Genomic DNA, 26,302 nt, shown 5'->3' on the forward strand with positions numbered 1-26,302 from the left:
TACTTAATTATTTTATTTCAAAACCGTTGCACTCATCATTCCAATCACTACATCATTGCTTACGGCTGTTAGTTTTATCGATTTTAATTCTTTATTTGCGTCAATCGGCAAATCGAGAATCGTTGCAGCACCTCCGTCGACCTGGCGGTCTGTAAATCCTTTGATGCTTGAATATTTGCTCAATGTTCCGCCTTTGTACAATTCTCCCGTTTTCAGTTTTACCCGATACGGAATTTTATCATCCGGAATTTCAAACGCAAAATTATCATCAAACAAATCCTGCTCAATCGGCCACCAATTTGTCGGATTTTTCAACTCTAATTCTGAAGTTGAACCATCCACATATTGAACCGTAATTTTTCCATTTACAATCTGCGACTGCATCGGATTCGTAGAACCAGCCATTAGAAAGTAGATTTTTTTTCCTTTTCCGTTCAATGGAATTTCGATTGAATCAGGATAATTGTCCCACTGACTTGCAAAAGCAATATTTTTATCTGATTTATCAATCAAAAAAGGAATTCCAAGAAAATCAACTTTGCCGTTTTTTCTTTTGTTCATCAATCCGCTGTCATCGATTTGAGCAGTGATTAACGGGTAACACCAGTTTCCGATTCCCTGCCACGGAAGCTGTAGAGTAGGGACTTTCAATCTCGGCGAAAGGTATTTCTGGTTGAAAATATCGGTTACTTTTTCATTGTATTTTGAAGCTAAAGAAATGGTATTGAATTGTCCTTGGTTTTCAATTTCCCAATCTGTTACTTCAATATTTTGTTTAATTCCGTTGTAATCAAGTTCGATTGAGTTGGTTCCTTTGCTTAAAAAATTTACAGGAATTTCAATTGATGCACTTTGATTTTTTTGAATCGAAAAAGTTTTGTTTAAACCATTAACAGAAAGTTTTCCATTAATTTGACTGGATGATTTTGATTGAATTTGCAATTTTTTATTTACCCATTTTGTCCCCAAAGGAAAACGAATATCAACATTTACAGGTTGCCACCAAGTTGTTCCGTTTTGTTCCACCTGAACGAAAAAAGTTCCTTTTCTTTCTTCCTGAATTAAATTAAATTGATTTCCATTTCTATTTTTAACCAATTCTTGTGGGTCAAGAACGTCTTTAATTTTCTTTTTTGAATTGAAATTCAACTGAAGATTTTCAGAAATGTAATTAACGTAATCGGTTTGCTCACTTTTCAATTCCTCGTCCGAATAATTAATTTCAATCTTAAAATCTTTTCCTTTAGGAGTTTCAAACTGAATAATAGGCTGTAAAATAGAATTAGGCTTAACTTTCCAATCCACATTTTTTCCATTTACTTTTACCGATCTGATATTGGAATAATTCACCGGAATCTGCATTTCCAATGCCACCTGATTTTGATATTTTGATTTAAATAAATATTCCGTCTTTTTCGAAGTTCTGGTAAATTGATATTCCCAATCCGGTAGTTTCAATTCGGCAGAATTCCAGTCTTTTGGAAAACCAGGTTTGATGCTGATTTTATTTTCCAATAAATTTGGATAAACTCCGAAAAGTCCTTCAGTCAAAGTTCTTGAAGCCACACCAATCGGGTCGGCAAAATCACGGTACAGTTCTCCTCGAAATGCGTCGTAATGAGAAAGCTGTTCAAAATTCCCAGGACTGATGCCGTAATACATCGACTCGACCAGATTTCCCTTCCAAAGTCGGTACGCATCTTCAGTTCTTCCTGCTTGCCAATACGCTAAAGCAGTCTGAAGATTTTCCGCCAAAGCGACATTGTTAATCGACCAATCGTATGGTTGCCAATTGGTCGTTGCTAATGTAAAATATTCTTTATTGTCCACACCTTTTACCGTAATCGGAATTTTCGGAGTATAATTATTAATGTATTGTAAGTTTTGATAATCCTCAAATTCATTCAGAATAAAAGCATCGGAAACGTGATAAATCGACCAGATTCCTGGTTTATCGTGAACGATTTGATTGCCTAACGTATCTTTATATTCAGCAAAATAACCTTTATTTTTAATCCAAAGCTGGTTCTTCATTGCTTTTAAAATTGCATCAGCTTCCTGTTCGTAAGGTTGAGGATTTTCGCCAATGATTTTCGCCAGTTTCGCCATCTCGCGGTTGGCTCTATAATTATATGCCGAAGTGTGCGTCACTTTTCCACCGGAATATTGAAGCGCATCACTCGCCCAAATCGCAGCATACGCATCGTACAAATCGCCACGTTTGAAATTCCGTTTTTCCCAATCCATATGGCGAACCATCGTTGGCCACATTTTCTTCAGAAATTCTTTGTCGCCCGTGTAATTGAAATGCGAAAACATCTGGTCAAAAAACACCAGATTCATATCATAATGATGCGGTTTTGTATTGTCATTCGGATTTCTGGAAATATATCCGCTGGAAAAAACCGAAGTTCCCATTTTCTCTTCGTGTCGGGCAAGATGACGCATCGTATCCATTTCCACGGGTGCAAAATCGGGTTTTAGAACTTGAGAATTGGCATAACTTTCAAAATGTTCTTTTGCCCGCTCGTGCCAGCTCAACGCATCGGCTGTATAAGCGCCTCGCCACGCATTCAAACGCATTCTCCACGCCACCGCGCCGTGAAGGAAAGTCGGACTTTCCCAAATTCCATCCGCCGCAACTGCTAAATTGGCACCGAAGTTATTCAAATCTGCATCCGGAGTTTTTAACTGAATTCGATTGGTTAATGCTAAACGAGTTTTTTCCGCTTCATTAAAAATGTTTTTCAACTCTTCATCCGAAAAATTCTTCGATTTTCCCTTTGCAACCTGAATATAAACCGGTTGTTTCTGTGAAGAATATGAAGCATAAACAATCGGAGATTTGTCTGTTTTATTTTGAGTAAACTCAGACAATTTTTCTAAAGTAGTAGCATCGGTTTGCTGTAATGATCTGACATTCGAAAAACTTCCGCTTACGGTTTGAGTTTCTTTTTTCTTATTTAAATAATTAAGCTGAAATTGATTTTTAGTAATCTGAAATTGGTTGTTTAAGCAATATTCTGGCAACAGATAAAATCCGGATTCCGGGTCTGCGCCGATGTCGCCGTTTCTGCTGAAAGTAGTTCCACTCGCACCGCCGAAGACCGCATATATTTTTGCTGAAGAATCTACATCTAAAGTTTCCATTTTTAAAACCAAACCTTCTTCTTTTGCCTCTGCCAAAACGGTCAGTTTTAAAGTTCCGTTTCCGAGAATTGGGTCTTTGATTTCATATAACATTGAACCCGGTCGGTAACGCGTTTCAATTTTATCAGCCTTTATTAATTGTTTAATTGAATTTCCTTTTTGAATGACAAACTGAAGATTTCCGCCCATTCCAGGAAGATACAACGCAAATTCAGGTAAATCTCCCGCTTCAACTCTTGATGCACGGTTGTCTCCGTACAAAGCTCTGTTGAATCTGTACTTTCCCTTGACCAATAAAAAATCGCCTTTGTCTTCTTTGTAATGCAGTTCACGCTCGTTATTCTGCCAATGTTTCGACTGGGAAAACGAAAGTGAGAATGCCGACAAAACCAGTAGTCCGGCGAAAATGGTTTTTCTTCGCATTTTATGGTTTTAACTCGGTTAATGGCTGTCCGTTAACGGTTACGTTTTTTAAAGTCACGTTTTTTAAATAATCTACTTTGTAAGGAATCTGCACGCCAACCATTTTAGCATTAATCATTGTGAAATCCGTGACCGGAGACGATTCGTAAGCATCAGAGAACACAGCGTATTTTCCGCCTTTGTCCACTGTTAAATTTTCAACCCAGATATTTCTGATGGTCGGAATGTGATTTCCAGGCTTTTCGTAATGCATATTGAAACGAACGGCTGCTTCTTTGTAAGCTCCCACTTTTGTATTGTAGAAAAATACGTTTTCAATTATTCCGCCACGGCTTGAGCTGGTTTTAATTCTTAAAGCACGGTCAAGATTTTTGCTGTCCATCACGTTTCCGATAGCATAAATGTTTTTTGCTCCACCTGCAATTTCGCTTCCGATAACAACACCGCCGTGACCGTCTTTCATTTCGCAGTTTTCGATGATATGGTTTTCAGCTGGTTTTCCGATGTCTCTTCCGTCCTCGTCTCTTCCGGATTTGATGGCAATACAGTCGTCTCCAGTATCGAAATAAGAATCTTTAATCCATACATTTTTGCAGGCTTCAGGGTCGAAACCATCGTTGTTTGGACCGTGACTGATAACTTTTATTCTTTCAATCAACACATTTTCACACAAAACAGGATTCAGGTTCCACATTGGGGAATTTTTAACCAATACATCCGCCATATAGAAGTTTTTTGACTTGTAAGGCTGAACGAAATTAGGTCTCAAATACCAACCGTCACCAAAAACTCTTTCTCTTGCAGGTTTTCTCTGCGCCATATATTCGTGAAGCTTTGCACGGGCAGGATTTTGTCTTCCCGGACGGGTTTCGTTGTAGCCATATTTTGTCGCACCACACCAGAACCACCAATTATCATTATCAGCATTCCCATCCAAAGTTCCTTTTCCGGTTACTGCGATATTTTCTTCTTCGTAAGCATAAATCAGAGAGGAGTAATTCATACACTCCATTCCTTCCCAACGGGTGAAAACGATAGGGTAGTCGTTGCTATCCTGACTGAACAAAATCGTAGAACCGTCGCTCAAATGAAGATTCACGTTTGATTTTAAATAAATTGCTCCCGTTAAGAAAACGCCGTTCGGAACGACAACTCTTCCGCCGCCCTCAGCATTACATTTTTCAATCGCTTTTTTGAAAGCTTCCGTATTTTTTGTTTTTCCGTCACCAACTGCTCCAAAATCTGTGATTAAATAATCAACTTTTCTGAATTCAGGTTTTTTGATATGCTTTTTTAAAGCTTCAATTTCTTTTAAAGGCTGTTTCGATGAAGTCCAGGGTTTGTATTGAGCCGAAAAAGGTATCGATATTAATAATAAAAGAAGGTATATAGCGTATTTTTTCATAATGGTAGAGCATTGTTTAGTTTTAAGACAGTTTGCAATCTTAAATAATTTTCTTTAATTATCGCAATCTAAAATTATTGGAATTAAAAATTATCCTGCACTGTCGGTATTCAAAATTGTGCTGTTTTATAGGTGAAAAATTAAGCAAATCTGTATTAGAAGAGTTGTAATTGCAGGATAGATTTTATATTATTTATTTTTCTGAAAAAATATTTGAAATATAACTGTATCAATATCATATTGGTAAAGAAATTGTATAGTCATTAGCAACATTAACTTTAAACTAACTGCTATGACCATTTCTTATTATGATTTTAAAAATTTATCGGATCAGGCGCAATGTGATATTGTAATGAATCAAGGCCATCTGATGAACGAAACTGTTGTCAAGGAATTAAAATATCTTCTTTATGAAGTTTCTTTATTTTCTGTAGAAATCATTTACAACACGAAAAATGACAGAATCGCAGGAATGAATATCTATCAGAACAAAGCCGTCTATTCTAACTAAAATATTGAATATTTGAATTAAATTTTACTTTAACACAACTTAATAAACCGAAAATCACCTATACTTCTTTTAATAAAGATTTACAGGTGATTTTTTTGTAGTAGAATCTATTTTGAGAATAATTTTCGGTTCTTAAATCGTTAGATCACATATTTTTTAAGACCTTCCATAATGCCTTGCCACAACATATTGAAAAAGCTTTTATCCGGATCTCTTTTTTTCTCTATAAACACGTGAGTGGGTTCACCCTTGGACTCATCCTTAACAAACCAATTGGCGACTGTTGACAGCATTTTTTTCTCTTTCCCTTTCTTATTAAGGAAATTGACATACATATCATTGTATTTAAAATAGAACTTGCCTGCGATTCCGGCATTGGTTCCATAATAATCAAATTTCAAATAATCTATTTTGCCGTCTAATGTAATATTGAGATACGGTCTTACAAAAAGGTTGACATTATCAGCAGAAAGTTTTTGGATATTCCCTTTGATGGTAAATGCGTCCTGCAAATCCAATACATCGAATTTCCACACGATATTTGTGGGAGCGGTTCCGTAAAATGCAAAGTTGGCGTTGGCAGTTATCACAGTCGGACGTCCTTTTATTTTTCCGTTATTAACATTATTGATTAAAATTCCGAAATTATCAAATGTAAGTTTCCCGGGAATGTTGCTGTTCTCAGCATTTTCCTCATAAACCAGATTTGAATTTTTAATAGATACGGTTTTCACAAACAAAGGCATTTTTACATTCCTAAGTTTTTTACTAAAAAGAATTCTGGGATCGTGATCATCTGCCGGCGCAAGATCGTGGTAGATGTTACAATGCAAACCGTCGATTTCTACCTTATTAATATCAATCAAAGGATTTTTAAATAAGTCAGAATTCTGATCCGTGATTGCAATATTCCGGACAGAAATAGTGTAGAGATCTGTTTCTTTTTCAATCACTTTACTGAATCCGGCTCTGGAATATTTTGGAAGATATTTTAGTTCCTTAATGTCAGTTTTGTTGCCTGTATTTTTTAACTGAGCAATTTTAAGTGTATAATATTTTCCGGCATCCAGATCAATTTTCTGAGCATTTATAATTCTTTTACCAATGGTTATAGGTTTGTGATTTCTAAAATCTGTTGAATTGGATGATAACTGCTGCAAATTGATGTCGAATTTTCCAACAATTAATTTCTGTTTTTCCTGGCTGGTTTGCAGGATTCTTCCATTAGAAATATTGATAAATCCAAGTTTCGCTGCAAAATCTGGCAAAGTAGAGCTGGATTTTTTACGTTTCGGTTTTGGTTTGGTTGATGAAGAAATGATCCTGATATCAGGCGATTTTATTTCAATGCCGTCCATCAAGATATTCAGTTTTTGCCCGATATATTTTGTCTGGTTGTTGACGATTTTGATTTGATCTGTGTTGATGTCAAAAAGATCTTTGTCTGCAGACTTCGCCAAAGCGGAAACCTGCACTTTTTCAAAGAGAATATTGGCATCGTGAGAGTCTATTTTTTTGATTCGGACTGCCTGGAGCCTGTTGGCTTTGAAGTAAATATTCTCAGCTTCGATATCGTGATTTGTAAACCGGAACGGGATTTTTTCTTTGACGGTATTTTTATCAAATACAATATTGCTGAGTTTAAAATTAAATTGATCTATGGAAGCAGTTTTGTCGAGATCAGCTTGCAGAACAAGAATTTTTCCCTTTTCGAAACTCATATTTTTCATTCCGATTTTCATATTGACTTTTTTCGGATTTTTATCTTTCTCCACAATATCTTTCCCTGTGGAAGTGACCTTTAGGTCAGGTTGTTTAAAGATAATATCCGACACAATCAGAGAATCCTGGCTGAGGACGAAATCCTTTGCCAGAAGATTTTCCGAATAGAAATCAAAAATATTCTTGGCATTGTATTTTTCAGGTTTTTGTAACGGTTTTAGGTGGAATTTTTTCAGTTCAAAAGTTTTATTGGCTGCCAGGATCTGATCGGCATCCACTTCGTAGAACTCATTAACTCCAATTTTTACACGGTTTGCATCCACCTTGAACTCCTGAAAAGCAATCGGGATTTTGGAATCATCTTCGCTCTGTTTGATGTCTTTGAGCCTGATATTAATATTCTCTCCTGAAAAAACAGGCTTTCCGTCAGCATTAATAATATTTGCAAACACATTGCTGACAATTATGTTATTGATATGGATATCGGTTTGTTTAGACGGCTTTTTACTATCAGTTTTAGGAGCAAGACGAACATCAACTCTGGAATCCGTCAGAAGCAGCTGGTCTGCGTGGTAAGACTTTTTAAATAAGGCTTTCCAGATGGAAAAATCCTGAATCTCTATTTTTTTGACACTTCCTTCAATCTGTGTGATCTTACGATCTTTTGGGTCTTTTGTAGAGATTTTAAGATCAGTTGCAGTGAAATCACCGGAGATCAGGCTAAGGGTGAAATCTTTCAGCTCTACTTTGTAGGGTGTTTTTTTATTGATAAGATCGGGAAGTTTTCTTTGCAGATAAAAATCCAGCGCAAAAGGAGCTGCTGCAATCAGTATAAGCAGACTAATTCCAATTCCCAGAAACCATTTTCTGCGATTGCTTTTTTTGATCGGATTACCTTCTGCCATTTGTATCGAGATTGTCGTTTTCTATCATTAAAATATATTTTGGAAAGTTTTACTTGTACAATTATCAAATATATATCTTTTCATTATTAATTTTAAAATGTAAACAAATTATAATTCTCTTAGACAAAAATCAGGCAAAGTATTTCAGATTTAGAAAAAAATCAAAAATATATCGCATTTTTTCGAAAATAGAATTAAAATAAATGATTATGTTTCTAGTACATCAAATCATAAGGTGTGTTCAATTAATTTTTGTTCTTTTGCAAAATCTTATTTTTAAATAGAAAGTATGTCGAAGTTTGATGATATCAGGCCTTTTTATGATCACGAGGTGAATGATGCCCTGTTGAGCGTAGCAAAGCATCCAATGATGAAAGCACTGATGCGTTTTACTTTTCCTGATCGTGATGAGCAGTTTTGGCTGGAGGAATTCCGGAACGTTCATTCTATCAGTGATTTTCAGAGCAAATTCATATCCCAGACTGTTCTTCAGATTCTTGAAAGAAGTTCAGATGGATTAAGCACATCGGGCTTTGATGATTTGGATAAAAATCAGTCTTATCTTTTTATTTCCAACCACAGAGATATTGTTTTGGATACTTGTCTTATTAATCTGGTTCTGCTGGATCGTGGGCTTATAATGACGTCTTCCGCGATTGGTGATAATCTGGTTCAGAAATCTTTTCTGCACATATTAGCAAAATTAAATCGTAACTTTTTGGTTCAGAGAGATCTGCCGATTCGTGAGCAGCTAAGCAGTTCCAGACTGATGTCAGAATATATTCAGAATCTGTTGCATACGGAAAATCGTTCCGTATGGATTGCACAACGCGAAGGCCGTACAAAAGACGGTAACGATGCAACTCAGCAAGGTGTTTTGAAGATGCTGGCAATGGCAGCGGGAGATCTTCCGTTAACAGATTTTCTTAAAAGCCTGAAAATAGTTCCCTTGTCAATTTCTTATGAATATGATCCTACAGATGTGCTCAAGATCCCGCAGCTGATGGCCAAATCAAGAAACGAAGTTTATATTAAAGATGATAATGAAGATTTTAACACAATGCTGAGCGGCGTATTGGGACAGAAAAAACATATTCATCTGCATGCTGGTAAAGTGCTCGATTCTGAGTTCGATAACATTGCATCTTGCTTCGAAAACAAAAATAAGCAGCTTCAGGCAATCGCACAGATTATTGACGATTCCATTATTCGCAATTACAAGCTCTGGCCGACCAATTTTATCGCTTACGATCTCCTTCATAAGTCCGGTCAGTATTCTGAATATTATACAGAAAATGAAAGACAACTTTTTGAAAGAAGATTGGAAATGCGGATAGATGTTTCTGACCAGGATTTAAAAAACAGCTTTCTGGCGATGTACGCAAATCCAGTCGTCAACAAAATGAAATACTCGGAAAATGCTTTATTAAAATGAAATAATGAACAGAGTTGAGGTTTGGTAGTGTTTTTGTTCCAGAGTAAAAATGGAATTACCCAATAAGATGATTATTTCTGATAAGTCAGAAAAATTATCATTCATTTTACAAGATTATCTTAAACTTTATTTGTTTAATATTACATAAAATAACCGTTTATTATTTAGAATTTTGTAAGTATTTTTGAAAACAACTATAAACTAGGTATTAGATTATTTATATTATGATCTTAATTGTTGATGATAATCAGAACAATATTTATTCGTTAAAAAAGTTACTGGAATCCAAAAATTTCCAGGTTGACACGGCAGAATCCGGAGAACAGGCGTTGGTAAAAGCATTGAAAAATAATTATGCATTGATTATTTTGGATGTTCAGATGCCCGGAATGGACGGGTTCGAAGTGGCAGAAACTTTTGCCGGATATAGCAAGACAAAAGAAATTCCCATTATATTTCTATCTGCCGTTAATACGGAAAAACAGTTCATCACCCGTGGATATGCTTCCGGAGGTATGGATTATGTAACCAAACCCATTGATCCGGAGATTCTACTGCTCAAAGTGCAGACTTTCTACAATATGCAGGAGAATAATCTTGCGATGAAGAAAACCCAGCAGAGTCTGGAACTGGAGGTCAAAGGAAGGCGGGAAGCGCAAGTAACGATGAAATCCGAAATCGATCATTTTCATCTGATGCTGGAAGCGCTGCCACAGATAGCTTTTACATTAGACGAAAAAGGAACCGTTAATTTCGTGAACAGCAAATGGTACGAATATTCTGCTTCTAATCATGATTTTCCGGAAACTCATCCGGATGACCACAGCATTTTGCAGGAATTTGATCGCAGTAAGAAAAAAGGAAAAGCTCTGGAATTGGAGTCCCGCATCAAAAACTTGAAAACAGGAGAATTCCGGTATCATCTGCTGAGAATGTCGCCGGTCTACAGCGGGAAAACCATCAAAAACTGGGTTGGAACTTTCACAGATATTGATGATCAGAAAAAAGTCGAAAAAGAAAAAGATGAGTTCCTGAGTATTGCCAGCCACGAACTGAAAACACCTTTGACGAGCATCAAGGCTTATATGCAGTTGTTGGAGCGCAAACTCAAGATTAATGAAGAAAATGCCGAAGCAAGTTATGTAACCAAAGCTTTGTCTCAGGTAGAAAAACTTAATACACTGATCACAGATCTGCTGGATGTTTCCAAAATAGAAAATGGAAAACTGAAGATCAGTAAAAAACCGACTAATTTAGAAGCAGTTATTCAGAACGCTATAGAGACCATTCTCCAAACGCACGATAACAAAGTAAAGATCACCCGCCACGGTTTTATTCCGGACATCCTTATTCCACTGGATGAGATCAGAATAGAGCAGGTTCTGATTAATTTCCTTACAAATGCCATCAAATATTCTCCAGAAAACAATCAGATCATCATTACAACTTTTGTGGACGAAGATGAGATACGTGTAAGTATTACAGATTTCGGAATTGGTATTCCGGATTTCAAACAAGAGTCCGTATTCCGGAAATTTTATCGTGTAGAAGAGTCATCACTGCAGTTTCAGGGGATGGGAATCGGGTTGTACATCTGTTCAGAAATTATCAAACAGCACGATGGAACCATTGGACTATCGAGCATAGTAGAAGAAGGTTCTACATTTTATTTCACATTACCATTAAATTAATTTTTTTATGCCGAGAAAAGTTATTAGAAATCTACAGGCCGGAATTGGATTCTCATTGTTTATTTTGATTGCAAGTTCGGTTGCATCATACTGGAGTATCCAGAAACAGATGGAACATCGGGAAAAAGTATCCAAAAGCAGAAAGTCTATGACAGCTGTCAAAGATGTTTTGATCGCACTTTTGGATGCAGAAACTGGTAACAGAGGATTTCAGCTCACGGGAAAAGAAAGTTTCCTGGAACCCTATAAACGTAGTATTACAGAATATCACAAAGCAATCGAGATTGCAAAAAATGACATAACAAACAAAGAGCAGATAGAACGTTTGAAAAGCCTGGAACAGAATGTTGACGGCAATATGAACAATCTGAAGCAATTTGTCCAAAACAAACGCAATGGCATTGCAATGACTCAGGACCAGATGATGCTGAGCAAAGTCTATATGGACAAATGCAGAACGCTTGTTTATAATTTTGTGCAATTTGAAGAAGCACAGCTTAGTCAAAAGAACAAAGACCTTAACAGTTCCTCTAATACAACCGTTTTATTCATCCTATTTTCTGCGTTGGCAGCCGTTGTGGTGACGATATTTTTCTATGTCAAACTTAGAAATGATCTGCTTCGCAGAGACAAACTGGAAAAAGAACTGAAGGCAAAAGACATCGAGATTTCTAAACGTGTAAATGTTATTCAACAGGTGGCAAACAGGGTTTCAAATGGAGATTACACACAAAAGGTGGTGGATGACTTTGATGGTGATCTTGGTGATCTGGTAGATTCTCTCAATCACATGACCGATTCTTTACGGGAGTCTTTTGATAAGCTCAACAAGAGCGACTGGCATCAGAAAGGTCTGGCTATCCTTAATGAATCTTTGGTGGGGAATAAGTCTGTTCTTCAACTTGCCATCGATGCTCTGAATCAATTGATTGAGTATGGAAATTGTACAAACGGAGCTGTTTATCTGTTTGAAGAAGGTCAGCTGAAATTGACCACAGCTTTTGGACTGGAAAATAATATGAGGCAGGTATTCGACCTGGGAGAAGGAATGGTTGGTCAGGCTTTTGTTCAGAAAGCACCGAAGGTTTATAATGATCTTGATGAAAACGATTTTGCAGTAACTTTTGCAACCGGTAAAATCAAAATCAATGGTATTTTGTTGATGCCGATTATGTTGAATAACGAAGCTATGGGCGTTTTGGAGTTAAGCTCAAATACTAATTTTAATCAGGACTTAATTGACTATTTCGCAGAAGGATGCCGAAATATTGCCATCGCCCTTAATGCAGCAAAAGGTCGCGAAAAAGAACAGCGCCTGCTGGAAGAAACACAGGCGCAGTCCGAAGAATTGCAGGTTCAGCATTCCGAATTGGAAAACCTGAATACAGAACTGGAGGCGCAAACCCAAAAACTGCAAGCTTCTGAAGAAGAACTGAAAGTGCAGCAGGAAGAACTGATGCAAACCAATACGGAGTTGGAAGAACGTTCAAAATTGCTGGAAGAAAAAAATCATCTGATTGCCGAAAGGAATATTGAAATCCAGAAAAAAGCAGAAGAATTAGAATTAAGCACCAAATACAAATCTGAGTTCCTGGCGAATATGTCGCACGAATTGAGAACGCCATTGAATTCGATTCTTCTTTTGTCAAGATTAATGGCAGAAAATTCTGACAGCAACTTGAATGAAGATCAGATAGAGTCTGCAAAAGTGATCCAAAGCTCCGGAACGAGTCTTTTAACTTTGATTGATGAGATTTTGGATTTGGCTAAAATAGAATCCGGAAAAATGTCTCTTGACTATCAGGATGTTGTAATCAATGATGTGGTCAAAGATCTCAGAAATCTATTGAATCCGATTGTCAAAGAAAAAGGAATCATATTCGATATTAATGTAGATGAGAGTTTATCAAAAAACATTGAAACCGATCGTCTGAGGCTGGATCAGGTATTAAGAAATCTTTTATCCAACGCTTTGAAATTTACCAAAGAAGGCAGTGTGGAACTTAATATAAAACAAGATTCCAAAAATGAAGACTTCATAATTTTCTCTGTAAAAGATACAGGAATAGGAATTCCTGAAGAGAAACAAAGAATCATTTTCGAAGCTTTCCAGCAAGCCGATGGATCTACACAGCGAAAATTTGGGGGAACAGGTCTGGGATTGTCTATCAGCAGGGAAATTGCAAAATTATTAGGCGGAGAATTAGTTCTGAAAAGCAAAGTGAATGAAGGAAGTGAGTTCAGTCTCATTATTCCGAAAGATGAAAAAACAAAGCTTAACAGATCCGATGAAGACCAGGTTTTAGATATCGATATTGATGATGCTGAAGAATTTAAAAATATCATTGATTATAATGAATATGGAATTTCGACGCCGATCAATGATTTGCAGATCCCTGAAGACGTGGATGATGACCGCGAAAATATTGCAGAAGGTGATAAAGTGATCCTGATTGTAGAGGATGACACCAATTTTGCAAAAGCATTGCTGAAATATGCCCGTCTGCAAAACTACAAAGGTGTGGTCGCAGTAAGAGGAGATTATGCCGTTTCTGCCGCAATACAATATAGGCCTGCCGCCATTTTGCTGGATGTTCAGCTGCCTGTGAAAGATGGCTGGCAAGTGATGGATGAACTGAAATCCAATCCGCAGACCAAGCCAATTCCGGTGCACATGATGTCTTCTCTGCACGTAAGAAAACAAAGTCTGATGAAGGGTGCTATTGACTTTATCAACAAACCTGTTGCGTTGGATCAAATGACGGAAGTTTTCAAAAAAATTGAAGAAGCGCTTAAAAAATCACCTCAGAAAGTTCTGATTGTGGAAGAGAATGCGAAGCACGCAAGTGCACTTTCTTATTTCCTGAGCAATTTTAATATCTCTCTTTCCATTGAGGATAATGTTGAAGACAGTGTAACAGCTTTGACGTCTGATAAGGTAGATTGTGTGATTCTGGATATTGGTCCGGCAAGAGGAAACGGCTATCAGATCGTAGAATCTATCAAAACCTATGAAGGTTTGGAAAACTTGCCGATCATCATTTTTACCGAGAGAAATCTGACTAAATCTGAGGAATTGAAAATCAAGCAATATGCAGATTCTATTGTTGTAAAAACAGCTCATTCTTATCAAAGAATTTTGGATGAGGTTGGATTATTCTTACATTTGGTTGAGGAAAAAAATAGTTCTGTAGAAACCATCAGAAACAAGACTTTAGGTTCATTAACAGAGGTTTTGAGCGGTAAAAAGATACTTATTACAGATGATGATGTCCGCAATATATTCTCACTTTCCAAAGCTTTGGAAAAATATAAAGTAGAGGTTGTTCTGGCAATGGACGGCAAACAGGCTTTGGATCAGATTAAGAAAAATCCGGATGTTGATGTCATTTTGATGGATATGATGATGCCGGAAATGGATGGCTATGAGACTATTCAGGAAATCAGAAAAATGCCGGAATTTAAAAGATTACCGATTATTGCAGTTACAGCAAAATCAATGATTGGTGACCGCGACAAATGTCTTCAGGCCGGAGCTTCGGATTATATCACAAAACCTGTGGATATTGATCAGTTGTTGTCACTATTGCGTGTTTGGTTGTATGAAAGTTAAACTGTTTAAATTTTTATGAGTAAGAAAATTTTAATTGTGGATGATGATCCTAATAATATTTTTGCTTTAAGATTAACTCTCAAAGCCCGCAAATATCAGCTCGAAAGTTGTATGATGGCAGATGAAGCGATCCGGATTTTAAAAGAAGATAAGGATTTCTGCGTTGTCTTGATGGATATGATGATGCCGGAAATAGACGGTTATGAAGCTATTAAAATAATCCGCAATACACCGGACATCAGTAAAACGCCAATTATTGCAGTCACTGCGCAGGCAATGGATGAAGACAGACAGAAGTGCCTGGAAGCCGGCGCTCAGGATTATATCAAAAAACCAATAGATGTAGATTTATTAATAACTGCCATAGAAAAACACTGCTAATGCTGGAACCAAGTATCGTAAAGGATAATGAAGTGGAACATCTGATAAAAGATGTCTATGAATATTACGGCTATGATTTTTCTCTCTACAGCCGCGCATCTTTCACAAGAAGGGTCAACCGGATATGTATGATAGACAGATTTGCCAGCTACGCAGAACTGCGTTATCAGGTTCTGAATGATGCAGAGTATTTTAAACATTTTATAGAAGAAATTACGGTGAATGTTACCGAGATGTTCCGTGATCCTCTTTTTTTTAAATCACTTCGGGAAAAGATCTTACCTCAGTTGGGGACTTTCCCTTTGATAAGGATTTGGGTGGCGGGTTGTTCAACCGGCGAAGAAGCTTACTCGATTGCAATTCTTCTGAAAGAGGCAGGACTCTATCACAAATGTTTGATTTACGGAACCGATATCAACCCATCCGTTCTGGAAACAGCACGATCCGGTGTTTTTCCGATGCATCATATGAAAACCTATTCGGAAAATTACATGCTTTCTGGTGGAAAAAAAGATTTCTCAGATTATTACACAGCTAATTATGACAGTGCAAAATTTGACAAAAGTCTTCAGGAAAAACTGATATTGTCAACACACAATCTCGTTTCAGACAGTTCTTTTAACAGTTTCCAGTTGATAGTCTGCCGGAATGTTTTGATCTATTTTGATAAAGAATTGCAGGAACGCGTGTTTGAACTTTTTAATGCAAGTCTGGAGAATTTGGGTTATCTGGCATTAGGATCGAAAGAAACGCTTCGTTTTTCGAATTTGGGTAAGTTTTACCATCAGATTGATGATCAGAAAATCTGGAAAAAAGTAGATCATAACTAAGTCATGGAAACAGCGGGTTCCAAAACAGAATTAGTAGTCATAGGCGGATCTGCAGGCAGTTTGCAGGTCATTTTGGAAATGCTCAAAAATCTGAATGATAAGCTAAGCTTTTCTGTACTGCTTATTCTTCATCGCAAAGCGCAGGCAGCAAGTATTCTTCCCAAGTTATTACAGCAGTTTTCGACTAAAGAAGTCATTGAGGTTGAGGATAAAACAGATATTCAGAAAAACAAAATATACATTGTACCTTCGGATTATCATTTACTATTTGAAAATAAAAACATAGTTTCGCTGGACAGTTCGGAAAAAATATATTATTCGCGTCCATCTATAGATGTAACTTTCAAATCGGCGTCAGAAATATTCGGAGAAAGTCTTGTAGGAGTTCTATTGTCAGGGGCAAATTCTGATGGGATAGAAGGTTTGAAATATATCAAAAAAAATAATGGGAAAGTCTGGATTCAGGATCCCGAAACTGCGGATGTGGATTATATGCCAAGACATGCGATGCAGGAAGTAAAATATGATCTTTTAATAAAGCCTGAGAATCTGGCAAAACAAATCAATCAACTATAAAATAATATAAGCTAGCTAATATAACATGAAGAAAATCTTAATTTTTGACGATGATACAAGTATCTTAGAAGTAATCAGCATTATTTTTGAAGAAAATGGATACAAGGTAGAAATCTCCGAAACCTCGCACGATATCATAGAAAAGGTTTCCACATTCCGTCCAGATGTGATTCTGATGGACAATTGGATCCCGAATATCGGCGGTGTGGAGGCAACCAGGCTGCTAAAAAGTCATGAGGATTTTAAAAACATCCCTGTTATCTATGTCACTGCGAATAATGATATTGCATCATTAGCCGAAAGTGCTCAGGCAGACGATTATGTTGCGAAACCATTCAACTTGGAAGATCTTGAAGTAATGGTTGCCAAATATATGAAGGACTGAAACTAAGTTCTTGTCGTTTGATAATAAGATCATAATAATATAAAACCTGACCAAAAAAGATCAGGTTTTATAAATCTGAATTGAAAAATTATTGTTTTATAAGCTTGGTGATTTTTGTTAATTCCGAGCTCTTTATTTTCAAAATGTAAGTACCTTTTGGCAGATCCGATACATTATATTCTTCAGAACCTTTAATTATTTTTACAAGCCTTCCGGAGACATCAGTGATCTCAACTGTGTCGATTTTCATTTTTTCCGGATTGTTGATTTTAAAGCTGTCTTTTACCGGATTAGGATAGACCTGCATTCTGTTGTCATACTGCATCGTTTCGCCTGTTGCCAGTAGATTTGTAAATGTAATGATGAAAGGCATATCTACTGTATAATCTGCGGCGGTTGTAGGATTTCCATCATCAATCAAATTAATCCACGTATCCATAATAGCATCATATTGTTTACCATTGAAGCTTGGCAATCCTCTGGTTCCTGGAATGGTGACAGGTGGTAAAAACCCAGCATTTGCCTGTACTGTATTTTGCAGCTGGTATTTGATCCAATAGGTTCCGGGATTCAATGTTGTGGCTGTGTTGGCTTTTATTCTCCATATTTTTCTTGTCGTTCCAGGAGTAGATGATGTTGGAACCAAACTGTTGAAGATCCTGTACATTTTGGCATCTGTTCCGGAAGCATATCTGTTGGTAGTGTCATCGCCAAAAACACTTACAGCCCCGGAAACCGACGGATCAGAACTAAAGATGTTGACTCTGACGGTTGTAAATGGATTGGTAGCACCCGTATATCCTGTCTGGTAAGCAAAAAATTCGATAGAGGAGATTTGCCATTGCGCTCCAACAGGAACTGTAAAGTCATCGGCGAGGAAAAAATTGGCAGTACTGCTGCTGTTGGTGCCTCCGAAACCTGAATTGGTATTAGATTCTGTTGTGTTTCCAGTGTTATTCTGGACTTCGGACCAGGTGTAACCTGCTGGTGCTACTGTCCCCAAATTAGCGGTCGTTCCTGTGCTAAGCCCTCCGTTATCATAAGTTTGGGCAAATGTGCAATGAGCGATTAAGCTGATCGCAAAAAATAGTTGTTTAGTCATTTTGTTAGATTTTACTTGTTAATTAAATTTCTGATAATGAGTGATATATCTTACTCATCTACAAATTTATTTTAATCGTTCAAGCAAAAATCAGGTAATAGACAAACGACATTTAAAATAGACAAATGACCAAATCAGATTCTCAATATGATAAAAGCAAAATTCCCGTTATTATCTTCAGTACTTCTATTCTTAATTAAACATATAATTAAACTATGAAAAACTTCAACATTACAAAAACCGAGATACTGTCCGACAATTGGTATGTCCTGAAAAAGATCACTTACGAATATCAGGAGAAGAACGGAACGGTGCAGACCCAAAGCAGAGAAGCTTATGACCGTGGTAATGGCGCCACAATTCTGCTCTACAATAAGGATTCTCAAACGGTTATTCTCACAAGACAATTCCGGATCCCAACTTATGTGAATGGCAATGATGATGGTATGATGATCGAGGCTTGTGCCGGATTGCTGGATCAGGACAATCCAGAAGACTGCATCAGAAGGGAAACCGAAGAGGAAACCGGCTATAAGATCAGAGATGTGAAAAAAGTCTTCGAAGCTTATATGTCGCCCGGATCTGTAACAGAAATACTTTATTTTTTTGTAGCAGAATATTCTAAAGAAATGAAAGTGAGTGATGGTGGCGGACTGGAAGAAGAAGCCGAGAATATTGAAGTCCTGGAATATCAATTCTCAGATGCTTTGAAAATGATAAAAACCGGAGAAATCAAAGATGCGAAGACAATTATGCTGCTTCAGTATTTGAAGATAGAAGGGATTTTGGATTGATAATTAGTTTAACATTTTTTATAATTTTTAAATCTCTACTCGGCATTATATTTTCTTAGTTGTTATTATACAAACCAATAAAATAAAATATTATGTCTAAGAAAATTGCAATACTCGCAACCCACGGATTTGAAGAAAGCGAACTGAAATCTCCAAAAGAACATCTGGAACAACAAGGCTGGACGGCTCATATCATCAGCCCAAAATCGGGAACGATAAAAGCCTGGGCAGAAAAGGACTGGGGAAAAGAATATGATGTGGACAAAACTTTGGACGAAGCATCTGCTTCAGATTATGATGCCTTGGTACTTCCCGGCGGTGTCATCAATCCGGATCAACTGAGAACGAATGAGAAAGCTTTATCTTTTGTGCAAGATTTCTTCAATCAGCACAAGCCTGTTGCCGCCATTTGTCACGGTCCCCAGATCCTGATTAGCGCAGAAGCTGTCAATGGCAGAAAGTTGACTTCGGTTAAATCTATCAGTATCGATCTTAAAAATGCCGGTGCCATCTGGGAAGACAGTGAAGTAGTGGTAGATAATGGTCTTGTAACAAGCCGTACACCAGAAGATCTTCCGGCCTTCAATGCGAAAATGGTTGAGGAGATCAAAGAAGGGAAACATGAGGATCAATATATTTAAATTGATTTTTAAACGAAATTTTATAAAGACCTGGATTTTTCTCCGGGTCTTTTTTGTTATTGCAGTCAGTGGAAATGGAATTTTATTTTTTGATGGGCTTCGAGAGCCTCAGCCTGACAGTCGTAGAGAAAATGCTTAAAGAACCTCAGCGTGACAATGATGGAGAGATTGCTTCAAGCGCCAGCCTTACGTCAATTGTATGCTCTTCGGGAATTTAAGTTTGTCAATAATCAAATAAATTAAAATGAACCCGAAGGGTTCAATATGAGTAGCCGTAGGTGAAACCTATGGAAAGAATAAGGAATTTTTATTTTTTGATTGGGCTTCGAGAGCCTCAGCCTGACAGTCGTAGAGATTGCTTCAAGAGCTTCAGCGTGATATTGACAGATGGATTTCTATAACCTCAAACTGGCAGTTTTAAATATAGTTTGTATTATAATTAGTTAAACTTTACTGAATGCATCTTTCATTTAATTTAAATTAATTACTTTAGCGCCCCCGTTGATTATTATTTAAAAATAATTGATTTTATTTTCAACGAGCATAACCAATAACCAATTATTCGTGATCAAAAAAGGTCAAATTGTCGAAATACCATTCAACTCTTCAATTTATTCTGAAGAAGCCATTCAATTTTCTTCTAAAAAAGAGGAAATGATGTGGCAAGTGCAGAAAAGAAATTATAATCTTTTCGACGGTTTCCTTGTGGGTGAACATCAGGGTGTTGAGCATTTCAAACTCGGACAAAGAAAAGGAATCAATGTAGGTGGAAAAAATGCACCGCTTTATGTCATCGGAATTAATGAGGTCAATAACCAATTATTCGTAGGAGAAGGCGAAAAACATCCGGGCCTTTGGGCAAATGTTCTGTCATTTTCTGACAATCAGATTCAGCTGCAAGATCTTCAGCTAAATAATGATGAGTCTGAACTAGGAATCGAAGTCAGCATACATTCTTCTGTAACGGATATTGATATGATCGCAACGCTTTATCCCTTTGATGGTATTCTATTTCTGGAATTTGAGGCTCCGGTTTCAATCGCCATTCAGGGTCATCCATTGGAGATTTACTTTGATCATCATTCTACAGCAACAATTAAAATTAATTAAATAAATAAAGTATGAAATTAAAATTTTCATTTTTAGCAAGTATCATTTCGTTCGTTGCTTTTGCGCAGTCGGCTCCGTCTTATTATTCCGGAATCAACTTCAACAAGACAAAAAACGAACTGAAAAATGACCTTGCAACCCTTATCACAACAACCCATACACAGACGATTTCTTATTCTGCGGGATTAGCTTCTCTTTTCAAAACAAGTGACGCAGATCCGGAAAATCCTTCCAATATGTTGTTGATTTATGGCTCACAAAGTACCGGCACACATCAAAGAAGCCGTCCTTACAGCGGGCAGTGGAACCGTGAGCATGTTTATGCAAAATCCAAAGGGACACCAAACTTAGGAGAATCCGGACCCGGTTCAGACGGTCATCACCTTCGTCCTGCAGACAACACACTGAACAGCACCAGAGGAAGTCTTCTTTTTGATGACGGAACAGGTGCAACAGCTTACAAAACAAGCCGTGGCGGTTGGTATCCGGGTGAAGAGTGGAAAGGCGATGTAGCGAGAATCCTGATGTATATGTATGTGAGATATAACACGAGATGTCTTCCTCTGAACATCACAATGAATCCGGCAACTTATTCTGCTGATTTCCCGGATATTCTTTTGAAGTGGAATATAGAAGATCCTGTATCCAACTTCGAAAAACAAAGAAATAATGTAGTTGCAGGGATCCAGCACAACAGAAATCCTTTCATCGATAATCCATATTTAGCAACGGTAATCTGGGGCGGACCGGCAGCACAAAACACCTGGCCGGATACCTTCAACGGTGGTACGATAGCTGATAACGAAGCACCATCTGTACCAACTAATCTTACGGTTATTGAAACAACGGCTTCTACAGCTGCGCTTACATGGACCGCTTCTAACGACAATATTGGCGTGACTGCTTATGATATCTATGTGGATAATGTATTCAACAAAACCGTTTCTACAATCAGCACAACCGTAGCTGGTCTCAATCCGGCTACAACCTACAATTTCTATGTAATTGCCAAAGATGCAGCAGGAAATAAATCTGCAAACAGCACAACTGTACAAGGAACGACTAAAGCAGGAAATCCTGGTGAGACAACATCTTGCGGAACAGAAGATTTTGAAAATTTACCAGCAACCAATTCTTCGTATCTGGAAAGAGAGTGGTCAAACAAAGGTATCGTTTGGACGGCAACCAACGCCAGAACAGATAAGCAGATCAATATCGATGGTGATAATAACAGAGCCATCTGTATCAGAAAAGGCAGTCTGAAATCCTCCACAATCTCTGGTGGTATAGGATCTTTGACTGTTAAAACTTATCTTCCTTTTGCAGACGCTTCGGGAAATTATGTTCTAAAAGTAAATGGCGTTGTGAAAGGCAGCATTCCATATTCTAAAACGGCCGCCACTTTTACGGTTAATGACATCAATGTTGCAGGGAATGTTGTGATAGAATTGGTGGATGAATTAACCAGCAACCGTGTTTCTTTCGACAACCTTTCCTGGACTTGTTTCTCGGGATTGGCAACTGATGATATTGATGCTAAGAATCAAAAAATCTCTATCTATCCAAATCCTGTAAAGAACAACGAATTCTACATCAGTGGTATTGAAAAGAACGAAACTGTAAAAATCTACAGCTTAAACGGTCAATTAGTCCAAACAATCAGTAATATTGAGAACAAAGCTAAAGTGAATCTTCACAAATTACCAAAAGGTGTTTATGTCGTGAAAACTAAAAATCAGTCTTCAAAGATTATTGTTGAATAATTTTTTATAAAATCATTTTTTATAAAAACCCGGAAGCTTGTCTTTCGGGTTTTTTGCTTTCCATATTCAAAGAACCCGAAGGGTTCAATATGAGTAGCCGTAGATGAAACCTATGGAAAAAAAGTGAAGCACTTGGTATTAAAAATCAAAAAGCCTGAGAAATCCCCAGGCTTTATTAATTCAATTCAGAATAATTTATTTCAAAGTAAACCTCACTTTCGTTTTAATATTATCAGAAGAGTTTCCGATCAACGCTTCGAAATCTCCAGGTTCTGCAACCCAGGCGTGTTTATCAGCATCGAAGAAGCTTAATGCAGCCTTGTCAACCGTAATGCTGACTTCTTTTTCTTCGCCAGGATTCAGGAATACTTTTTCAAATCCTTTCAGTTCTTTAGTCGGTCTTGGAAGAGAAGATTTCAAATCACTGATATAAAGCTGAGCCACTTCTGCACCTGCCTTTTTGCCGGTATTTTTCAATGTAAAAGTGAAAGTAATTTTATCATCCTGACCAATCGTGGTTTTATCTGCTTTTGCTTTTCCAAATTCAAACGTTGTATAACTCAATCCGTGACCGAAGCTGAAAAGCGGTTTTATTTTCTGAGTGTCGTGCCAACGATATCCAATGAAAATCCCTTCGTTATAAGTAATATTGATCGGATTTTGCTGATCTTTTCCTTTTCCGGCTGCCAATTCTTCTTTATTTCCGGGATATTCGCCCAATTTGTGCGCCGAATTATCCTCAAGCTTCACAGGAAATGTAAACGGCAGTTTTCCGGAAGGATTTGCATCACCGGCTAGAACTGAAGCTAAGGAATTACCAGCTTCAGATCCCAAATACCAGGCTTCTACAATTGCAGAAACGTCTTTGATCCAAGGCATTGCCACTGCATTCCCCGAAACTAAAACGACCGCAAAATTTTTATTGGCTTTTGCCAAAGCAGCAATCAAATTATCCTGATTGTAAGGCAGTCCGTAGCTTTCTCTGTCAACACCTTCTGCGTCCTGATGATCAGATTTATTAAGACCGCCAACGAAGATCACGAAATCTGATTTCTTTGCTAATTCTACTGCTTCTTTTAAAATATCTGCTGCAGGACGATCATCTTTCAGATCCTGCCCGGATTTTACACCATTGTATTCACCGCCGGGATCGCCGACATAACCTCGGGCAAATTTAACTTCAGCTTGTTTACCAAAACGGGATTTGATTCCGTCAAGCGGGAGAGTTTCATATTTTGCTTTAAGAGACGAAGAACCGCCTCCAACAGTCATCATTTTAATCGCATTTTCACCGATTACGGCAATGGTTTTTACCTTAGTAAGGTCAATCGGCAATATATTATTTTGATTCTTTAATAATACAATTCCTTCTTCACCCACTTGTTTTGCTACTGCTTTATGATCTTCAGAACCTATATTTCCTAGTGGTTTGTTCTTATTCATCGTGGTTTTGTAAGCCAGATTCAGGAGTCTTGTTACTTTATCGTCCAGTTCTTTGGTACTTACTTTTCCGGATTTAATCAAATTAAGATAAGGCTGAGCCAGATAATAGTTGTCATAAGCATTTTTGGTTCCGGCAGAAAGTCCGTTGGTCCAGCTCCCGAATTCCAGATCCAATCCGTTTTTGATAGCTTGTTCCGTATTATTCACGGCGCCCCAATCCGAAACTACGACACCTTTGTATTTCCATTCGCCTTTCAGGATATCATTGAGAAGATATTGGTTCTGGCTGGAATATTGATTCTTGTATTTGTCATAAGCACCCATTATCGTCCACGAATCACCTTCAGTAACTGCAGCTTTGAAAGCAGGCAAATAAATCTCATACAATGCCCTGTCATCAACTTTAACATTACTGGTATGACGGAACATTTCCTGATTATTAAGAGCGTAATGCTTCACCGAAGTCGCAACACCATTAGATTGAACCCCTTGGATGTAAGGAACGACCATTTTGGAAGTCAGATACGGATCTTCTCCCATATATTCGAAATTTCTGCCGTTAAGCGGTGTTCTGTATATATTAACACCAGGTCCTAGAAGAATATCTTTTTTTCTGTATCGCGCTTCTTCTCCAAGTGCTTTTCCGTAATTCCAGGACATTTTTTTGTTCCAGGTTGCGGACAAAGCCGTCAAAGCAGGGTAGGCGATGATGGAATCGTTTGTCCAGCCGGCCTGATCCCATTCGTCCCATTTTACCTCCGCACGAACACCGTGAGGGCCGTCAGTAGTCCAGAATTCCGGGATTCCTAATCTTGGTACGCCTGATGAACTGAACTTTGACTGTGCGTGCAGCATCGCTACTTTTTCTTCCAGAGTCATTCTGGAAAGTGCGTCTTTTACCCTTTGTTCAACAGGTTTGGAGTCATCCAGATAGATAGGGATTGATTTGGTTTGGGCTGTGGAGGCCGTATATGTAAGCGTTAAAAGACTGAGAAAAACAATTTTCTTTAACATAAACTATATTTAGTGGTTATTTACAAAAGTAATAAAATCTTTATTATCTCACTATGGGAAAATAAAGATAATTGAATTAAATCAAATGTTTGCAATATTATCTGATCTCACAAAAATATAATTTGTTAAGATTAAATTCATTTTATCCATAAAAAAAGAGCCTGATATTTTCAGACTCTTATGTTTTGTACAGTTTAAATTATGATTAAGAAATAATCCTGATGGTATCTGGCTCATTCATATCAAGTTTATCAATTAGGTTTTGAATGTTTTCAAGATCTTTCAGAACTTTTTGATAAGAAGATTTTGCATAAGTAGCGAATGATGCAGATGAAGTCATTTGATCTGGAGTTACCAAAATATTGAGCTCAGGATTCTCTACAGAATCACTGTTGTAATTATTAAGACATTCTTCTATGATTTTTCTCTTTTTCTTGCAGACCATTTTATTCTTGATCTTCCGCAGAGAACTTATCATGTACGGACTATCATTATAAGGATTGATGAGGTCGGCGTGATTAGATTCTTCCTGATAAACGTGGAAAGTGGTCTCATTGCCTGGTTTTAGGTAGTTTTTATCGAATATCATAGCTTGAAAGAATTAGAGTTAATGTCAATAAAGAAATTGTTTATAGAATTTTCATATCAATTTTAAGACCAAGTTAATATTTGCCCAATGTTTCCAGATTCACTTCTAATTATGAATTTTAGTTTAAATCATATCATAAATCAATCATTAACAATTTTAAAGGCTTTAAATTTGCCTCTTTAAAATTCAAATTAAATTTAAACTCAATGAAAATAATAGCATTTGGAGCAAGTAATTCCACAGAATCAATTAATAAAATATTAGCAGAATACACAGCAAATCAATTTACAGGAGCAGAAGTGGAGGTTCTCGATCTAAACGATTACGAAATGCCGATTTTCAGCGTGGACAGAGAAAAACACGACGGAATTCCAACTTTGGCTTTAAGATTTGCTGAGAAATTGGATGCGTCAGATTTGTTGATTATTTCTTTAGCAGAATATAACAGCACTTACACGACGGCATTTAAGAATGTTTTCGACTGGATCTCAAGAATCAAAGACCGTAAGCATTTTGGTGAGAAACCTGTTTTTTTATTAGCGACAGCACCAGGACCTGGAGGTGGTAAAAATGTTGTGGCTGCTTTCGAGGCAAGAGCACCATTCAGCGGAGCAAACATTCTTCAGAGCTTTGTTTTACCAAAATTCAAAGAAACTTTTGATGCTGAAAAAGGTATTGTAAATGAAGAGAAAAAAACGGAATTCGAAGAAAAATTATCTATTGTTAAAAACTTTTTTGGATAAGACTTTGGAAAATAATATTAAGAATGCGTAACTTTGTCATCAAATAAGGACAATGAAAATTCAACAAGTTCATTTT

General features: G+C 37.2%; 19 protein-coding genes. 13 read left to right on the forward strand and 6 right to left on the reverse strand.

The window, feature by feature from the left end; translation table 11 throughout:
* Positions 1 to 12: 12 nt before the first annotated feature.
* Together ACFJGY_RS09265 and ACFJGY_RS09270 are read right to left on the reverse strand one after the other, a co-directional pair.
* Positions 13 to 3,573: a DUF4450 domain-containing protein gene (locus tag ACFJGY_RS09265; protein ID WP_379963168.1), complete on the reverse strand. Its 3,561-nt coding sequence runs from the start codon at positions 3,571 to 3,573 to the stop codon at positions 13 to 15.
* A 1-nt stretch (position 3,574) separates the two neighbouring features.
* Positions 3,575 to 4,978 (reverse strand): glycoside hydrolase family 28 protein, encoded by a 1,404-nt coding sequence (locus tag ACFJGY_RS09270; RefSeq protein WP_379963170.1) that lies wholly within the window; start codon positions 4,976 to 4,978, stop codon positions 3,575 to 3,577.
* Between the two features lie 292 nt (positions 4,979 to 5,270).
* On the opposite strand from ACFJGY_RS09270, the gene ACFJGY_RS09275 reads away from it, so the two are divergent.
* Positions 5,271 to 5,489, forward strand: coding sequence for a hypothetical protein (locus tag ACFJGY_RS09275; protein ID WP_379963172.1), 219 nt, complete (start codon positions 5,271 to 5,273; stop codon positions 5,487 to 5,489).
* A gap of 140 nt (positions 5,490 to 5,629) precedes the next feature.
* Here the strand turns inward: ACFJGY_RS09275 and ACFJGY_RS09280 are convergent, their stop codons facing one another.
* The gene (locus ACFJGY_RS09280; protein WP_379963174.1) at positions 5,630 to 8,116 is read right to left on the reverse strand and encodes a hypothetical protein; all 2,487 of its coding nucleotides are present in this window, start codon (positions 8,114 to 8,116) and stop codon (positions 5,630 to 5,632) included.
* Between the two features lie 289 nt (positions 8,117 to 8,405).
* Here ACFJGY_RS09280 and ACFJGY_RS09285 point away from each other — a divergent pair, with 289 nt between their 5' ends.
* From ACFJGY_RS09285 to ACFJGY_RS09315, 7 genes are all read left to right on the forward strand, one after another.
* Positions 8,406 to 9,551 (forward strand): 1-acyl-sn-glycerol-3-phosphate acyltransferase, encoded by a 1,146-nt coding sequence (locus ACFJGY_RS09285; RefSeq protein WP_379963176.1) that lies wholly within the window; start codon positions 8,406 to 8,408, stop codon positions 9,549 to 9,551.
* Between the two features lie 224 nt (positions 9,552 to 9,775).
* Positions 9,776 to 11,242: an ATP-binding protein gene (locus ACFJGY_RS09290; protein WP_379963178.1), complete on the forward strand. Its 1,467-nt coding sequence runs from the start codon at positions 9,776 to 9,778 to the stop codon at positions 11,240 to 11,242.
* Positions 11,243 to 11,249: 7 nt separating this feature from the next.
* Positions 11,250 to 14,855: a response regulator gene (locus tag ACFJGY_RS09295; RefSeq protein ID WP_379963180.1), complete on the forward strand. Its 3,606-nt coding sequence runs from the start codon at positions 11,250 to 11,252 to the stop codon at positions 14,853 to 14,855.
* A 15-nt stretch (positions 14,856 to 14,870) separates the two neighbouring features.
* Entirely contained in the window at positions 14,871 to 15,236 is a 366-nt protein-coding gene (locus tag ACFJGY_RS09300; protein ID WP_379963182.1) for a response regulator, read from the forward strand.
* The gene (locus ACFJGY_RS09305; protein ID WP_379963184.1) at positions 15,236 to 16,066 is read left to right on the forward strand and encodes a CheR family methyltransferase; all 831 of its coding nucleotides are present in this window, start codon (positions 15,236 to 15,238) and stop codon (positions 16,064 to 16,066) included. Before ACFJGY_RS09300 ends, ACFJGY_RS09305 begins: the two co-directional genes overlap by 1 nt.
* 3 nt (positions 16,067 to 16,069) lie before the next feature.
* On the forward strand, positions 16,070 to 16,642 hold the full coding sequence (locus ACFJGY_RS09310) for a chemotaxis protein CheB (RefSeq protein ID WP_379963186.1): 573 nt from the start codon (positions 16,070 to 16,072) through the stop codon (positions 16,640 to 16,642).
* Positions 16,643 to 16,667: 25 nt separating this feature from the next.
* Positions 16,668 to 17,027, forward strand: a complete 360-nt coding sequence (locus ACFJGY_RS09315; protein ID WP_379963188.1) for a PleD family two-component system response regulator — start codon at positions 16,668 to 16,670, stop codon at positions 17,025 to 17,027.
* Between the two features lie 88 nt (positions 17,028 to 17,115).
* On the opposite strand, the gene ACFJGY_RS09320 is transcribed toward ACFJGY_RS09315, so the two are convergent.
* Positions 17,116 to 18,129 (reverse strand): T9SS type A sorting domain-containing protein, encoded by a 1,014-nt coding sequence (locus tag ACFJGY_RS09320; RefSeq protein ID WP_379963190.1) that lies wholly within the window; start codon positions 18,127 to 18,129, stop codon positions 17,116 to 17,118.
* 215 nt (positions 18,130 to 18,344) lie between these two features.
* Between ACFJGY_RS09320 and nudK the strand changes: the two genes are divergently transcribed.
* From nudK to ACFJGY_RS09340, 4 genes are all read left to right on the forward strand, one after another.
* Entirely contained in the window at positions 18,345 to 18,923 is a 579-nt protein-coding gene (gene nudK / locus ACFJGY_RS09325) for a GDP-mannose pyrophosphatase NudK (protein WP_379963192.1), read from the forward strand.
* A gap of 92 nt (positions 18,924 to 19,015) precedes the next feature.
* Positions 19,016 to 19,564 carry a type 1 glutamine amidotransferase domain-containing protein gene (locus ACFJGY_RS09330; RefSeq protein ID WP_379963194.1) on the forward strand — a complete coding sequence of 183 codons (549 nt, stop codon included), beginning with the start codon at positions 19,016 to 19,018 and terminating at the stop codon, positions 19,562 to 19,564.
* A gap of 522 nt (positions 19,565 to 20,086) precedes the next feature.
* Positions 20,087 to 20,674, forward strand: a complete 588-nt coding sequence (locus ACFJGY_RS09335; RefSeq protein ID WP_379963196.1) for a tRNA methyl transferase PRC-barrel domain-containing protein — start codon at positions 20,087 to 20,089, stop codon at positions 20,672 to 20,674.
* Between the two features lie 11 nt (positions 20,675 to 20,685).
* Positions 20,686 to 22,437 (forward strand): endonuclease, encoded by a 1,752-nt coding sequence (locus ACFJGY_RS09340; RefSeq protein WP_379963198.1) that lies wholly within the window; start codon positions 20,686 to 20,688, stop codon positions 22,435 to 22,437.
* 195 nt (positions 22,438 to 22,632) lie between these two features.
* On the opposite strand, the gene ACFJGY_RS09345 is transcribed toward ACFJGY_RS09340, so the two are convergent.
* Together ACFJGY_RS09345 and ACFJGY_RS09350 are read right to left on the reverse strand one after the other, a co-directional pair.
* Positions 22,633 to 24,894, reverse strand: coding sequence for a glycoside hydrolase family 3 C-terminal domain-containing protein (locus ACFJGY_RS09345; RefSeq protein ID WP_379963200.1), 2,262 nt, complete (start codon positions 24,892 to 24,894; stop codon positions 22,633 to 22,635).
* 205 nt (positions 24,895 to 25,099) lie between these two features.
* Positions 25,100 to 25,483, reverse strand: coding sequence for a hypothetical protein (locus ACFJGY_RS09350; protein ID WP_379963202.1), 384 nt, complete (start codon positions 25,481 to 25,483; stop codon positions 25,100 to 25,102).
* Positions 25,484 to 25,689: 206 nt separating this feature from the next.
* Between ACFJGY_RS09350 and ACFJGY_RS09355 the strand changes: the two genes are divergently transcribed.
* Positions 25,690 to 26,226 carry an NADPH-dependent FMN reductase gene (locus ACFJGY_RS09355; RefSeq protein WP_379963204.1) on the forward strand — a complete coding sequence of 179 codons (537 nt, stop codon included), beginning with the start codon at positions 25,690 to 25,692 and terminating at the stop codon, positions 26,224 to 26,226.
* Positions 26,227 to 26,302: the final 76 nt, after the last annotated feature.

Source organism: Epilithonimonas sp. UC225_85, from assembly GCF_042695135.1.
Taxonomy (GTDB): Bacteria; Bacteroidota; Bacteroidia; order Flavobacteriales; family Weeksellaceae; genus Epilithonimonas.